This is a genomic window from Aeromonas sp. ZOR0001 (genome assembly GCF_000801015.1).
Taxonomy (GTDB): domain Bacteria; phylum Pseudomonadota; class Gammaproteobacteria; order Enterobacterales; family Aeromonadaceae; genus Aeromonas; species Aeromonas veronii.
Map to the genome: position 1 here is coordinate 61754 of NZ_JRJY01000017.1, position 15164 is coordinate 76917.

Below are 15164 nucleotides of genomic sequence, written 5' to 3' on the forward strand. Positions count from 1 at the left end.
TCTCGTTAGCACCTTTCCTCGCCTTCCCTTATCTAAGCCATTACACTTCGCAACAACTCTGCACCAGCGGGTAACCAGGGTGGTTGCCTCTGCGTCGGTGGTTAATGTCGTCCGATAAGGAATATAAAAATGGCATTGAAAGACGCCCCTACCTCAGTTCTGCTCGAAAACGTTCTCAGCTTGATCCATCAGAAGTTGCCCAAAAACAGCGCCTCTCTGGTCGAGCGCTTCGTTGCCAAGTTCTACGGCAACATGGCGAGCTCCGACCTGTACGATCGCAATGACAGCGACCTCTACGGCGCGGCCCTGAGCCTGTGGAATGCCCTCAATCAGCGCAGCGGTACCGATCCCTACATCCGGGTCTACAACCCCGAGCTGACCCGTCACGGCTGGCAATCGCCCCATACCATCGTCGAGGTGATCCTGCAGGACTCCCCCTTCCTGGTCGACTCCATCCGGATGGCGCTCAAGCGACTCAATATCACCGCCCACATGATGCTGCACCAACCGTTGCACCTCATTCGTGGAGCGGATGGCAAGATTGACGCCATTCTGGAACTCGACAACACCGACGGGCAGACCTCGGTTGAAACGGCATTCCTTATCGAGATCGATCACCTCACCAGCGAGGAGCAGATGGCCGCGCTGGCTGCCGAGCTCAACTCCGTGGCCGGTGAAGTGGCGCTGGCAGTCGGCGACTGGCAGCCCATGCTGGCCAAGCTCAATGAGATCATCGACGAACTGCCCAAGCGCAAGCACCCGGTTAGCAAGGAGGAGGTGGCCTCCTGCGTTGCTTTCCTTAAATGGGTGGCTGCCCACAACTTTACCCTGATGGGCTATCGTCGTTACGACGTCAAGGCAGTGGAGGGGGATCACGAGATCCTGCCGCAGGCGAGCTCCAGCCTTGGGCTGATGAAAAACTCCATCAAGGAGGTAGGTCAGCGTCTTGGCAACATGCCGGCCAGCGCCCGTCACGCCGCCCTGAGCTCTGACCTGCTGATCCTCACCAAATCCAACAGCAAGTCCCGGGTGCACCGTCCGGCTTATGTGGATTACATCGGCATCAAGCGCTTTGACGAGCATGGCAAGGTGATTGGGGAAGATCGCTTCATCGGCCTCTACGCCTCTTCCATCTACAACACCAGCGCGACCCAGATCCCGCTCATCAGCCATCGTCTCGAACGCATCATGGCTGCCTCCGGTCACGAGAAGGGCTCCCACGCCTACAAGGCGCTGCTCAACGTGCTGGAAACCTATCCCCGTGACGAGCTGATCCAGGCCCGTGAAGAGGAACTACTGGCTACCGGCCTTGGCGTGCTGGAGATGCAGGAGCGTGACATGTTGCGGCTGTTCGTGCGCCGCGACGTGTATGGCCGTTTCTTCTCCTGCATGGTCTATGTCACCAAGGAGCGCTACAACACGGCGCTGCGGATCAAGATCCAGCAAATTTTGCAGAAATATTTTGGCAGCAACGAAGAGGTGGAGTTCAACGTCTACTTCACCGAAGGCGTGCTGGCGCGGACCCACTACATAGTGCGGGTCAATAACAACAACGTGGATGTGGATGTGAACGAAGTACAGAACAACCTGATTGAAGCGGCCCGCAGCTGGGACGATCGACTCGACTCCGTGCTGCTTTCCCACTATGGCGAGGCCCGTGGCAACGAGCTGCGCCGCCGTTTCAGCACCGCATTCCCCCGTGCTTACAAGGAAGATGTGCTGCCTGGCTCGGCCGTGGCCGATATCATGGCGCTTGATAACCTGAGCGAAGCCGAGCCGCTGGGCATGCTGTTCTACCGCGCGCAGGAGGAGGAGAACGACCGTCGGGTACGGCTCAAGCTGTTCCATCGCACCGAACCCATTCACCTTTCAGACGTGTTGCCGATGCTGGAGAACATGGGACTGCGGGTGATCGGCGAGACCCCGTATCAGGTACGCACTCCGGGTGGCGATCTGTTCTGGATCCTCGACTTCTCCATGTTGCTGCACGGCGAACAGCCCTTTGATCTGGCCCAGAGTCAGCAACGCTTCCAGCAAGCCTTTGCCGCCATCTGGAACAAGCAGCTGGAAGATGACGGCTTCAACCGGCTGGTATTGGGGGCGGGTCTCACCGGCCGTCAGGTCTCGGTGCTGCGCGCCTATGCCAAATACATGCGCCAGACCGGCGTCTCCTTCAGCCAGTCCTATATCGAAGAGACTCTGACCCGCTACCCGGATATTGCCAAACTGCTGTTCACCCTGTTCGAACTGCGCCTGGATCCTGCCGGCAAGCAGGATGCCAAAGCAGAAGCCAAGTTGCACGAGGAGCTTGCCGCCAAGCTGGATCAGGTGGCCAACCTGGACGACGATCGCATCATTCGCCGCTATGTGGAGATGATCGACGCTACCCTGCGCACCAACTACTACCAGCTGGACAAGGCGGGCAACATCAAGCCCTACATCTCCTTCAAACTGGCTCCCTCCAGCATTACCGACATGCCGCTGCCGCTGCCGAAATTCGAGATCTTCGTCTACTCGCCGCGGGTGGAAGGGGGGCATCTGCGCTGGGGCAAGGTCGCCCGTGGCGGCCTGCGCTGGTCCGATCGCAAAGAGGACTTCCGCACCGAAGTACTGGGTCTGGTGAAAGCCCAACAGGTGAAGAACACCGTCATCGTGCCGGTGGGGGCCAAGGGCGGTTTCTACTGCAAACAGATGCCGGTGGGGGCGCCCCGTGCCATCATCCAGGAGGAAGGCAAGGCCTGTTATCGCCTGTTTATCCGCGGCCTACTCGATGTGACTGACAACATCATCGGCGGCGAGGTGATCCCGCCCAAATCCGTGGTGCGCCACGATGAGGATGACTACTACCTGGTGGTCGCCGCCGACAAGGGGACCGCCACTTTCTCGGATATTGCCAACGAAATAAGCCTCGAATACGGCCACTGGCTCGGCGATGCATTCGCTTCCGGCGGCTCGGTCGGTTACGACCACAAGAAGATGGGCATCACCGCCCGTGGCGCCTGGGAGTCGGTCAAGCGCCATTTTCGCGAGATTGGCGTCAACTGCCAGACCACCGACTTCACTTGCGTGGGGATTGGGGACATGGCCGGCGACGTGTTCGGCAACGGCATGCTGCTCTCCGAGCACACCCGGCTGGTGGGCGCGTTCAACCACATGCACATCTTCGTTGACCCGACCCCGGATGCGGCCAAGAGTTTTGTCGAGCGCCAGCGCCTGTTCGATCTGCCGGGTTCCAGCTGGGATGACTACAACCGCGAGCTGATATCACAAGGGGGCGGCATCTTCCTGCGCTCGGCCAAGTCCATCAAGCTGAGCCCCGAGATGCAGACACTGCTCGGCACTGACAAGGCCAGCATGGCGCCGAACGAGCTGATCAAGGCGCTGCTCTGCCTCAATGTCGATCTGCTGTGGAACGGCGGCATCGGCACCTATGTGAAGAGCGCTCGCGAGAGCGATGGGGAAGTGGGCGATCGCAGCAACGACGCACTGCGGGTCAATGGCCGCGATTTGCGGGCCCGCATCGTGGGCGAGGGGGGTAACCTGGGCTTTACCCAGCTCGGTCGGGTGGAGTACGCCAGTCAGGGCGGTCGCATCAATACCGATTTTACCGACAACGTCGGCGGGGTGGACTGCTCTGATAACGAGGTGAACATCAAGATCCTGCTGAACCAGTTGGTGGCCGCAGGGGATCTGACCCTCAAGCAACGTAACCAGATGCTGTATGAGATGACCGACGACGTGGCGCAGATCGTGATCACCAACGCCTATCGCCAGTCCCAGTCCATCTCGGTCACCAGCTTCCGCGGCTCTGAACAACTGAAAGAGCAACAGCGCTTTATTCAGGGGCTGGAGCGGGAAGGCAAGCTCGATCGTGCGCTCGAGTTCCTCCCCTCTGACGAGGAGCTCTCCGAACGGATGGCGGCAGGGCAGGGGCTGACCCGCCCCGAACTGGCGGTGCTGGTGGCCTACGGCAAGATGGTGCTGAAAGAGCAGCTCAACTGCCCGGAAGTGACCGACGAGCCCTTCCTCGCCAACATGCTTGTCACCAGCTTCCCGGCCCAGGTGCAGCAGCAGTTTGGTGCCCAGCTGGCCGATCACCCGCTACGCGGTGAGATCATCGCTACCCGGGTGGCCAACATGCTGGTTAACGACATGGGGCTCAACTTCGCCAGCCGGATGAAGGACGAGACCGGTGCCTCGGTCGCCGAAGTGGCCTGTTGCTTCGCCATGGCCCGTGAAGTGTTTGGCATGAACCAGCTGTGGCGCGATATCGAAGAGTGCGACAACCTGGTGGATGCCCAGACTCAGCTCGAGCTGATGTTCTACAGCCGCCGCATCGTGCGCCGTGCCACCCGCTGGTTCCTGCGTGCCCGCAATCGCAGCTGGAGTATCAGCGAGAACATCGCCTTCTTCCGTCCGGCGTTCGAGACCTTGGGGAAGCACCTTTACGAGGTGATGGATGAGAGCGAAGTGGCCGAGCATCGTCAGGCTGTTGCCAAATGGATGGAGAAACAGGTGCCGGAAGCCATTGCCCGTCAGGTCGCCCATATGAGCAGCCTCTTCTCCAGCCTGGATCTGGCGCAGATTGCCGCGGAGCACAAGACCGATATCCTGCGCGCCGCCAATGTCTACTATCGCCTTGGTGCCAAACTGGATCTGCACTGGTTCCTCGACCAGATCAACCATCAGCCGGTCGGCAACCACTGGCAGGCGATGGCGCGAGCTTCCTTCCGCGAAGATCTTGACTGGCAGCAACGCAGTCTCACTTCTGTGGTACTGGAAGGGTGCAAAGATCAGGGAGAATGCGCTACCATACTGGCCGACTGGATTTCGGAGCATGAGCAACTCTTGTCCCGTTGGACCCACATGTTGGCCGACTTCAAGACCACCAGCACTCACGAGTTCGCCAAGTTCTCGGTGGCCTTGCGAGAGTTGAACCTGCTCCAGTTGAATTGTCGGGCACTTTAATTGCCAGATTAAGGCATGACACCGACATTACACCCAAAGCCCCGGCCAGTTGCCGGGGCTTTCTTTAAGGAGCAAAGATGTTGTACCCCATCGCCAGGCATTTCCTGTTCAAACTCAATCCGGAACAGGCTCACGATCTCTCCATGAAATATTTGCCCCGCCTTCTCGGTACGCCACTCGATTGTTTCTTCCGCCAGAATTTGCCGAAACGCCCCGTCACTGTCATGGGGCTTTCTTTTGCCAATCCGGTGGGATTGGCGGCAGGTCTGGATAAAGATGGTGAGTGCATTGATGCGCTTGGCGCCATGGGATTTGGCTTTATCGAGGTCGGTACCGTCACCCCCAGACCCCAGAGCGGCAATGACAAGCCGCGCCTGTTCCGGGTTATTCCGGCAGAGGGGATCATCAACCGGATGGGATTCAACAACAAGGGGGTGGATCATCTGGTGGCCAAGGTAAAAGAGGCCAAATATCAGGGGGTCATCGGCATCAATATCGGCAAGAACAAAGATACTCCCATCGAACAGGGCAAGGATGATTATCTGATCTGCATGGACAAGGTTTATGATCATGCCGGTTATATTGCCGTCAATATCTCTTCCCCCAACACCCCGGGTTTGCGTTCACTGCAATATGGCGAGGCGCTGGATGAATTGCTGGCCGCCCTCAAGGTGCGTCAGCAAGAGCTGGCCGCCCAATATAAAAAGTATGTGCCGCTGGCGGTTAAAATTGCCCCTGATTTAAGCCTTGAAGAAATAGATCAGGTGGCCGCGTCGCTGGTACGGAATGGTATTGATGGGGTTATCGCCACCAATACCACCCTCGAGCGCGAGATGATTTATGACATGCCCCACGCCGGTGAAGCGGGTGGCCTGAGTGGGCGTCCGCTGCAGCACAAGAGTACCGAGGTGATCCGTCATCTGGCCAAGGCGCTCAATGGTGCTCTGCCAATTATCGGGGTGGGTGGTATTGATAGTGCCATGGCCGCCCGTGAAAAATTGGCCGCCGGTGCCAGTCTGGTACAAATTTATAGCGGCTTTATTTATAAAGGACCGGGGTTGGTCAAAGAGATTGTGACCAATATTTAAGAAATAGATGGCGGAGCCCTTTATTTGACGTTGCTGATTTCCTGCATATGGAATAAAGTCAACTGGTAATTATCAAGTAAGGGCTCCAACATGTTTATCCAACCGACCGATAGCTGGCAATGGCACTATGATGCCCAGAGTGACCGTCTGATGTTGGACCTGTCTGATAACATGTTATTTGCGACCGAGTATAAAGGGCGGCAATTGGTACCCAGCTCGTTTACGACCCAACCTTTTTGTGTCGATGATGCCGCCCTCTATTATCAGTTGATGGATAAAGCAGCCGAACTTGAGTGGAGTATTCCCCATCAGGTTCAGTTGGTGCTTAATGCTATCGCGGTCAGTCGCTTTTATAAACCTCTGATGCCGCAAAGCTGGTTTTTTAGTGAACAGCATCCTCAAGTGATCCCGCAAAACGGTGATCTGGTCCTGATGAATACACCTCATGGCAACGGCGAATTTATGGTCATTGAGGCAGGGGATCAGGCTAGCGTCTGTTTGAACCTCACTGCCGATCTGGTATTGACCACCAGTAAAACCTTGCCGCGTTTCGGGGTGATCAAGGTGATGAATAACCGGATGAAACAACGTATTACCGTGACCGAGCAATATCGTCAGGTCAGTTGATATATTTTCATCAATCTTTTTATCTCTGTGATTACACCGCTGCCTGTTTTTACTGTGGTCACCTCAATAGTGCCTCGTTTCTGATACTTCATTTATCCGCGAACATCTTGCCCATTCTGATTGATCTTCATGGTTGTGAACCAGCCTCTATTGAGGCTTGTTACAGTCACTTGCACCTTGTGTTCTGACCCACGCAGTGTCTTGGTCTTCCGTGCTGCAAGCATGGTGCCTTCCTCTTGTTTCGTTCTGCTTGCGTAGTGCCTCCACCTCAGTGTCAACACATCACTCACTGCAGCGATTTTCTTCATACGACATTTTATGCTTGAAACGAGAGCTATTCTCACTTACATTTTGTTATAACATAACAAAATGGAGTTGCCATGAAGCCTCATATTCACCCGGATTATCGTTTGGTTCTGTTCCATGACACGGCGGCAGATGCCTTTTTCCTGGTCGGTTCAACCATCAAGAGCGATCGCCGCTATACGTGGCAAGATGGGAAGGAGTATCCCTATGTGTCGCTCGATGTTTCCAGCCAGTCGCACTCGTTTTATACCGGCAAGCAGAAGCAGGTATCGAGCGAGGGGAGTGTGGCCCGTTTCAACAAGCGCTTTGGCGCATTTTCAAGTAAGAAGGAGTCCTGAATGCAGGTCGTCTGTTCACTCAAATCCGCACGGGCGCGTCACCCCGATTGTCAGTTGGTACGCCGCCGCGGCAAATTGTTCGTGATTTGCAAAAGCAATCCCCGTTTCAAGGCTCGCATGAAGTGATTCGTTAAATGATGTCTGGCCCCATGATCTCGCCATCAGGTGATCATGGGGTCTTTTACCTTTATCGCCCCCTATCAATCTGTTTCCATCCTGCTGTTTGCGCCGACTTTTGCATGCTCCAGCCCGCCTGATGAGGTATAATGCGGCACTATTTTTATGGGTTCCCCGTGAGCGTGATGAAAGAATTTTTTGCAACCTGCCCCAAGGGGCTGGAAAACCTGTTGGCCGATGAGCTGACCAATCTTGGCGCAGAGCAGGTCCGTGAGACCGTGGCTGGCGTCCACTTCAAAGGCGAACTGGCGATTGGCTACAAGGCCTGCCTGTGGAGCCGTTTTGCCTCCCGCATCGTGCTGGTGCTCTCCGAATTCCAGATGAACGACGATCTGGATCTTTATCTGGGCGCCCACACCATTCCCTGGGAAGAGCACTTTTCCGGTACCTCTACCATCGCGGTGGACTTTACCGGTACCAACCCTGCCATTCGCAATACCCAATATGGCGCGCTGAAAATCAAGGATGCCATCGTCGACCGCTTCACCAAGCGCGGTCACGTGCGTCCGGACGTGGACAAAAAGTCGCCGGATATTCGCATCATGGCGCACCTGGGCAAAGGCAAGGCCAATATCACGCTGGACTTGTCAGGCCCGGCGTTGCATCAGCGTTTCTATCGTCAGGGCACAGGTGAAGCTCCGCTCAAAGAGAACCTGGCCTGCGCCATGATTGCCCGTAGCGGCTGGGCCGGTGAGCCCATGATGGACCCTATGTGTGGCTCCGGTACTCTGCTGATTGAAGCGGCCTTTATCGCCGCCGACATGGCGCCGGCGCTGCGTCGCGAGCGCTTCGGTTTCGATCGCTGGCTGCAGCACGATAGCGAGCTGTGGCAAAGCTTGATGATGGAAGCGCAAGTGCGAGCCAAACGCGGCATGCAGCGCTGCGAAGTAAAACTGTTTGGTTGCGATGCCGACCAGCGTGTGCTGCTCAAAGCCCGTGATAACGCCAAAGCGGCCGGTGTGGCCCACCTCATCACCTTCAAGCAAGCCGATGTCACCAAGCTGGAAAACCCACTGCCGATGCCGACTGTGGAAGGGGAGGCTCGCCAGGTCGGCATGCTGATCTCCAACCCGCCTTACGGCGAGCGTCTTGGCGAGTTCCCGGCGCTGCTGGAAGTACATCAGGCCCTTGGCGATGCTCTGCGTCGCAGCTTCCAGGGTTGGAAAGTCTCCATTCTTTCCGCATCGCCCGAGCTGCTCAGCTGTCTGCGCCTGCGCGCCGACAAGCAATATCGCCTGTTCAACGGCGCCCTCGAGTGTCAGCTGCGCAATTATCAAATCGCACTGGACTCCGTGGCTTCCCAAAAAGAGGTCGCACAGGACTTTGCCAACCGTCTGCGCAAGAATCTGAAAACCCTCGAGAAGTGGGCCAACAAAGAGGGCATTGATTGTTATCGCATCTACGATGCCGACTTGCCGGAATACAACGCCGCCATCGACCGCTATCAGGACTATCTGGTGGTGCAAGAGTATGCCGCGCCCAAGGACATCCCCGCCCAGAAGACCCGTCAGCGTCTGCTCGACATGGTTCAGGCCGCCATCAAGGTGACCGGGATGGACGGCGAGAAGGTGATCCTGAAGGTGCGCGAGCGTCAGGAAGGGAAACAGCAGTATCAGAAGCTCTCCGAAGAGCAGCACCGGATGGAAGTGCAGGAGTACGGTGCCAGGCTGTGGGTCAACCTCTACGACTATCTGGATACCGGCCTGTTCCTCGACCATCGTCAGACTCGCCGCATGCTGGGTCAGATGGCGAAGGGCAAGCGCTTCCTGAACCTGTTTGCCTACACCGGCAGTGCCACCGTGCACGCAGGTCTTGGCGGTGCCAGCGAGACCACCACAGTGGACATGTCCCACACCTACCTGAACTGGGCACAGGACAACATGCGTCTCAACTCGCTGGTGGGCCGTCAGCACAAGTTTGTGCAGGCAGATTGCCTGAAGTGGTTGTCTGAAGCCGATGAGCAGTACGACCTCATCTTCATCGATCCGCCCACCTTCTCCAACTCCAAGCGGATGGACGAGAGCTTCGACGTACAGCGCGATCACCTGTTGCTGATGCAGCACCTGAAGCGCCTGCTGGCAGCGGACGGCACTCTGGTCTTCTCCAACAACAAGCGTCACTTCAAGATGGATCTTGCCGGTCTCGAGGCCACTGGTCTCAAGGCCCAGAACATCACCCAGAAGACGCGACCGAAGGATTTCGAACGTAACCAGCACATCCACAACTGCTGGATCATCACCCATGCGCCGGAGCAAGGCGAGGCGTGATGCTGACCCTGTTTCATACCGACGGTTGCCACCTGTGCGAGCAGGCCTGGGCGCTGGTGGAGGAGGCCGGCCTTGCCGCCGCCACCCGCCAGTGCGACATCATGGACGATGAGCAGTGGTTGGCTGCCTATCGGGTGCGCATTCCGGTGCTGCGTGACGAGGCGGGCCGCGAGCTCGGCTGGCCCTTCACGCTGGTCGAGCTCAAAAGCTGGGCCGCCCGTCAGGGGTGAGAGTGATTTGACGATAAAACGGGGGCAGACCCAGTCTGCTGCCCGTTTTTTTCATATGAAATAAGGAACACACATGGCTCTTTTAACATTGCACGGCGCATGTCTGTCGTTCAGTGATTTCCCGCTGCTCGACAATGCCGAATTGACCATCGAGCGGGGCGAGCGCCTCTGTCTGGTTGGCCGCAACGGGGCGGGCAAGTCCACCCTGATGAAGGTCATTGCCAGCGAATTGCCGCTGGACGACGGGCGTCTGGTGTTGCAACAAGATTTGAAAGTGACCCGCCTTGAGCAGGATCCGCCTGCTTCCAGCGAGCTGACGGTGTTTGACTATGCCGCCGAAGGGCTGGCGGGGGTGGGGGAGCTGCTCAAGCAGTACCACCACATCTCCATGGAGCTGGCGAGCGATCCGTCAGACGCCAACATTCGCAAGATGAGCGAGTTGCAAGAGCAGCTCGATTATCAGAACGGCTGGCAGTTCGAGACCCGTATCAGTCAGGTGTTGACCCTGCTGGGGCTGGATCCCGATGTGACCCTCGACAGCCTCTCCGGTGGCTGGCTGCGCAAAGTGGCGCTGGCTCGTGCGCTGGCTTGCGATCCCGACTTGCTGCTGCTCGATGAGCCGACCAACCACCTGGATATCGAAGCCATCAACTGGCTGGAAGATTTCCTCAAGGATTTTCGCGGCGCTATCGTCTTTATCTCTCACGATCGGGAGTTCATCCACAAGCTGGCGACCCGGATCATCGATCTCGATCGCGGCGCCATCACCTCCTGGCCGGGTAACTACGACGAGTATCTGCAGGGGAAAGAGGAGTGGCTGCGGGTCGAAGAGCTGAAAAATGCAGAGTTCGACCGCAAACTGGCCCAGGAAGAGGTGTGGGTGCGTCAGGGTATCAAGGCTCGCCGTACCCGTAACGAAGGTCGGGTGCGCGCCCTTGAGGCAATGCGCATGGAACGCTCCCAGCGCCGCGAGCTGCAGGGCAAGGCCAAGCTGCAACTGGACGAGGTCAATCGCTCCGGCAAGCTGGTGTTCGAGACCGAAGGGCTGGGGCTGGATTTTGGCGATCGCACCCTGTTCAAGGGGCTCGATCTGCAGGTACTGCGCGGCGACAAGATTGCGCTCGTTGGCCCCAACGGATGCGGCAAGTCGACCCTGATCAAGCTGTTGCTGGGTCAGCTTGAGCCGACCTGTGGCACCGTCAAGGGGGGCACCAATCTGGAGGTGGCTTACTTCGATCAGTACCGCGAGCAGCTCGATCCCGAGCAGACAGTGGTGGACAACGTGGGGGAGGGTAAGCAGGAGGTGATGGTGCGTGGCCGCTCCCGTCACATTCTTGGTTACCTGCAGGACTTCCTGTTCGAGCCCAAGCGGGCCCGTACGCCGGTCAAGGCGCTCTCCGGTGGCGAGAAGAACCGGCTGCTGCTGGCCAAGCTGTTCCTCAAGCCGAGCAACCTGCTGATCCTCGATGAACCGACCAACGATCTGGATGTGGAAACCCTGGAACTGCTGGAAGAGCTGCTTTCCGACTACCCCGGCACCCTGCTGCTGGTCAGTCACGATCGTCGCTTCATCGACAACACAGTGACCGGCTGCTGGCTGTTTGAAGGGGATGGCCGCATCAGCGATTACGTGGGTGGTTACGCCGACATGATGGCGACCCGTGAGCAGCAGCGTGCTCAGCAACAGGCCAAGAGCACATTGGTGAAGGCGCCCGAGCCGGTCGTTGCCGCCGCGCCAGAAGCGCCGAAGAAAAGCAAGAAGCTCTCCTACAAGCTGCAGCTTGAACTGGAAGGGTTGCCTGCTCGTCTTGAGCAGCTGGAAGCCGAGCTGGATGCGCTGCAAAGCGAGATCAACCAGCCAGGGTTCTTCTCGCTGCCGGCAGATAAAACCCAGCCGAAACTCGATGCGCTCAATGCCGCTGAAGCCGCGCTGGAGCAGGCATTTGCTCGCTGGGAAGAGCTGGAAGGACTCAAAAATCAGGAGTAAGTTCCCTGTAATTAAAACTTAATCCAGTTCAGTGCCTTGTGTCACATAGCCCGGTTAGGGTGGAAGTTTTTGTTTGACCGAGTGCGCTCGCAGGAGTAAAGATGAAAGCGACCGATGTAGAATTGGTCGCTTTTTTTGTTCCACGAAGAGGGTCGTAGATGATGAAGAGACAGAAGCGGGACCGTCTGGAAAGAGCTCGTGCTCGTGGTTATCAGGCTGGCGTGGTCGGCAAACAGAAAGAAGCGTGTCCGTATCAATGCCTGGATGCCCGAGGGCATTGGCTTGGTGGTTGGCGTGACGCCATGGAAGGGCGGGGCTCAGGCCTCTTCATGAAGTAGCAGGTACTTCATCACTCATTACAAAAGGAAAGGGGCCGTTGTGGCCCCTTTGCGTTAATGCTGTTTTACCACCAATCAGAGAGATCAGAATGCGGTGGTATCTTTGAACAGGCCCACTTTCAGGTCGGTGGCGCTGTAGATCGGACGGCCGTCAACTTCGACCACACCATCAGCAATTCCCATCACCAGCTTGCGGTTGATGACGCGCTTGAAGGTGATCTTGTAGGTCACTTTCTTGGCAGTCGGCAGGATCTGGCCGGTGAATTTCACTTCACCTACGCCCAGAGCACGACCCTTGCCGGGGCCGCCTTTCCAACCCAGGAAGAAGCCAACCAGCTGCCACATGGCGTCCAGACCGAGACAGCCAGGCATCACAGGATCACCCGGGAAGTGGCAATCGAAGAACCAGAGATCCGGAGTAATGTCGAGCTCAGCCAGGATCTCGCCCTTGCCGTGTTCGCCGCCGTTGTCATTGATCTTGACGATGCGGTCCATCATCAACATGTTGGGGGCAGGCAGCTGACTGTTACCCTCACCAAACAGTTCGCCACGGCTGCAAGCCAGCAGCTCTTCACGGGTAAAAGAGTTCTTGCCCTGTTCGCACAGGGAAAGGCGGGCTTCCATGGTGGTATTGTCTACGGTCACGCGGTATTTCCTTCAAATGGGTCAAAGCCGGGCCAATTTAGCTTACAGTTGTTCGCTAAACAACTCCGATCACTTCATCAGCGGCCAAACAGGCGCCCCAGCAGGGATTGCAGCAGTCCGACTTTGGCAGTGGAGCCGTTCAACTCGTCCAACCGCTCCTGAATACGGCCAAACAGGGTATCGGGCATATCAGGCTCACCGGCGACACAGCCTGTGAGCAACTCGATGGCCTCTTCCACATGATCCACCGGGTGGATGTGGAACTGGCCTGCTTCAACCGCTGCAATCACCTCGTCAGAGAGGTTCAGCTGCTGGATGTTGGTGCCCGGCAAAATGATCCCTTGCTTGCCGGTGATGCCGTGGATTTTGCACACCCGGAAGAAGCCTTCAATCTTCTCGTTGACGCCACCAACGGCTTGCACATTGCCAAACTGATCGACCGCACCGGTCACGGCGAAGTGCTGATAGATAGGCTGGCGGGCGAGGGCAGAGAGCAGGGCACACAAGCCGGTCAGTGAGGCACTGTCGCCATCAATTTCGTGGTAAGACTGCTCGAACACCAGATTGGCCGACAGGGGGGAGGGGTTCTCTGCACCAAATTTGTTGGAGAGATAGCCGTGGATAATCATCATCGCCTTGGCGTGGATATGACCGGCCAGCTCCGCTTTGCGCTCGATATCCGCCACATCGCCATCACCAAGGTGTACGGTCGCGGTGAGGCGCACCGGCTCGCCGAAGTCATAAGGGTGACCGGCGACCTGAATGACAGACAGGCCGTTGATCTGGCCAATCTCTTCGCCATCGGTTTGCAGCAGGATCTGGCCGTCGATAACTCCCTGATCTGACTGCTCAACCAGATAGTTGAGGCGGTAATCCTGCTCTTCCAGTGCGCCGCGAATATGCTCGTCGGTGACCACCTCGGATCCCAGCTCCCGGGCCAGACTGTCAGCCATCCGCATGATGGCGGAGAGTTGAACTTCGGAGAGCGACAACCACTCCTGATGGTCACAGAGGCGGCTGGCATGACGACAAAGGGCGGCGAGGGCGGCTGGCGTGAAGTCCAGCAGACTCCAACGCTGGCGCAGCCAAGCCAGGTACTGCAGAAATTCCTGCAGATCCTCTTCAATATTCACCTCTGACACCAGATCCGCGCGCAGGAAGATGCGTTCGGACATATCCCGATCCAGCATCTGGAACTCGGCCACGTCGAGTCGGTCACCCACCAGGATCAGCTTGAGCTTGATGGGGGTCGCTTCAGGCGCGAAGAAGGGGGTCAGAGTTTTCCCTTCCTGATAGGCGTTCCAGTCCAGCTCACCTTTTTGCATGGCATTTTTCAGTTTGAACCAGAGATGAGGCTGATCCAGCAGCTCATCCAGTTGCAAAATGAGGTAACCGCCGTTGGCTTCGCGCAGCAAGCCGGGCTCCAACAGGTGCTGGTTGGCATACACAGAGCCTTGCTCGGTCTGGTAGTTGATGGAGCCAAACAGGGTATCCCAGTTGAGATCACGGCCATAAATTACCGGCGCTTCCTGCGCTTCGTGGTGGATCAGCAGGTTGATCAGAATAGGGTGCTGGAACTCCAGACCCAATGCCACGTGAGCCGCCAGATCGGAGAGGAAATCATCGATTTTCGGATCATTGTTCTGCTTGCGCATGATGCGGGTCACGATGCGTTCGGCATCGAGATGGTGGCTCAACAGCTTGAGCAGCTCGCCAACCATTTCGCAAAACTCAACGCCGGTGCCCGGTTGCAGGCGCAGCCAGATAGGCTTGTAGGGGTTGTTCAGATTCTCGGTGTAGCAGAGATCAAACAGGTCACCATCCTTGCCATTGGAGTCGGCAATCAGCGTCTGGCAAACGCCTTCGTAATCTGCGCCGGGGAACCCGTTGAGCAGCATGACCGGACAGTCACCATCAAAACTGGCAAGACGCTTGATGCCGGAAATGGCTCTGGGTTGCAGCGCTGCAAAGGGGATAGGTTCAAGCTCGCTAAGCTTGGGGAACTGTTCAATCGCAAAAGCGGGTTTTAATTGTTCTGATGTTAATTCAGCCACTTAAGACATCCGGTCGAAGATAGGAGCAATTGTTGCCATTATACACAGTTCAATAAGTGGTGACAGGAAACAAGATATTCAATTTAACATAATATACATTATGCGCAATGACGGGTGTAGGAGGACGGAATGAAGAGAA

11 protein-coding genes are annotated in these 15164 nt (G+C 57.0%); 9 read left to right on the forward strand and 2 right to left on the reverse strand.

Annotated features, from left to right (window positions below; translation table 11 throughout):
• Positions 1-129: 129 nt before the first annotated feature.
• The 9 genes from L972_RS02395 to rmf all read left to right on the forward strand — a co-directional run bounded on the left by L972_RS02395 (position 130) and on the right by rmf (position 12326).
• On the forward strand, positions 130-4968 hold the full coding sequence (locus tag L972_RS02395; protein WP_047435060.1) for an NAD-glutamate dehydrogenase: 4839 nt from the start codon (positions 130-132) through the stop codon (positions 4966-4968).
• Positions 4969-5045: 77 nt separating this feature from the next.
• Positions 5046-6056 (forward strand): quinone-dependent dihydroorotate dehydrogenase, encoded by a 1011-nt coding sequence (pyrD, locus tag L972_RS02400; RefSeq protein WP_005336601.1) that lies wholly within the window; start codon positions 5046-5048, stop codon positions 6054-6056.
• A gap of 90 nt (positions 6057-6146) precedes the next feature.
• Complete coding sequence (locus L972_RS02405; RefSeq protein WP_047435063.1) at positions 6147-6683, forward strand: cell division protein ZapC; 537 nt, start codon at positions 6147-6149, stop codon at positions 6681-6683.
• A 380-nt stretch (positions 6684-7063) separates the two neighbouring features.
• Complete coding sequence (locus tag L972_RS02415; RefSeq protein WP_005336598.1) at positions 7064-7327, forward strand: type B 50S ribosomal protein L31; 264 nt, start codon at positions 7064-7066, stop codon at positions 7325-7327.
• On the forward strand, positions 7328-7453 hold the full coding sequence (gene ykgO, locus L972_RS02420; RefSeq protein ID WP_005336596.1) for a type B 50S ribosomal protein L36: 126 nt from the start codon (positions 7328-7330) through the stop codon (positions 7451-7453).
• Between the two features lie 140 nt (positions 7454-7593).
• Positions 7594-9771, forward strand: coding sequence for a bifunctional 23S rRNA (guanine(2069)-N(7))-methyltransferase RlmK/23S rRNA (guanine(2445)-N(2))-methyltransferase RlmL (gene rlmKL, locus L972_RS02425; RefSeq protein WP_047435066.1), 2178 nt, complete (start codon positions 7594-7596; stop codon positions 9769-9771).
• The gene (locus tag L972_RS02430) at positions 9771-10001 is read left to right on the forward strand and encodes a glutaredoxin family protein (protein ID WP_047435069.1); all 231 of its coding nucleotides are present in this window, start codon (positions 9771-9773) and stop codon (positions 9999-10001) included. The genes rlmKL and L972_RS02430 overlap by 1 nt, the downstream gene beginning before the upstream one ends.
• A gap of 73 nt (positions 10002-10074) precedes the next feature.
• Positions 10075-11988 carry an ATP-binding cassette ATPase Uup gene (gene uup, locus L972_RS02435; RefSeq protein ID WP_047435073.1) on the forward strand — a complete coding sequence of 638 codons (1914 nt, stop codon included), beginning with the start codon at positions 10075-10077 and terminating at the stop codon, positions 11986-11988.
• A gap of 158 nt (positions 11989-12146) precedes the next feature.
• Positions 12147-12326 (forward strand): ribosome modulation factor, encoded by a 180-nt coding sequence (rmf, locus tag L972_RS20485; RefSeq protein WP_005315693.1) that lies wholly within the window; start codon positions 12147-12149, stop codon positions 12324-12326.
• Positions 12327-12410: 84 nt separating this feature from the next.
• On the opposite strand, the gene fabA is transcribed toward rmf, so the two are convergent.
• Together fabA and L972_RS02445 are read right to left on the reverse strand one after the other, a co-directional pair.
• The gene (gene fabA, locus L972_RS02440) at positions 12411-12971 is read right to left on the reverse strand and encodes a 3-hydroxyacyl-[acyl-carrier-protein] dehydratase FabA (protein WP_005336586.1); all 561 of its coding nucleotides are present in this window, start codon (positions 12969-12971) and stop codon (positions 12411-12413) included.
• A gap of 77 nt (positions 12972-13048) precedes the next feature.
• Entirely contained in the window at positions 13049-15025 is a 1977-nt protein-coding gene (locus L972_RS02445; RefSeq protein WP_047435077.1) for a Lon protease family protein, read from the reverse strand.
• Positions 15026-15164 lie beyond the last annotated feature (139 nt).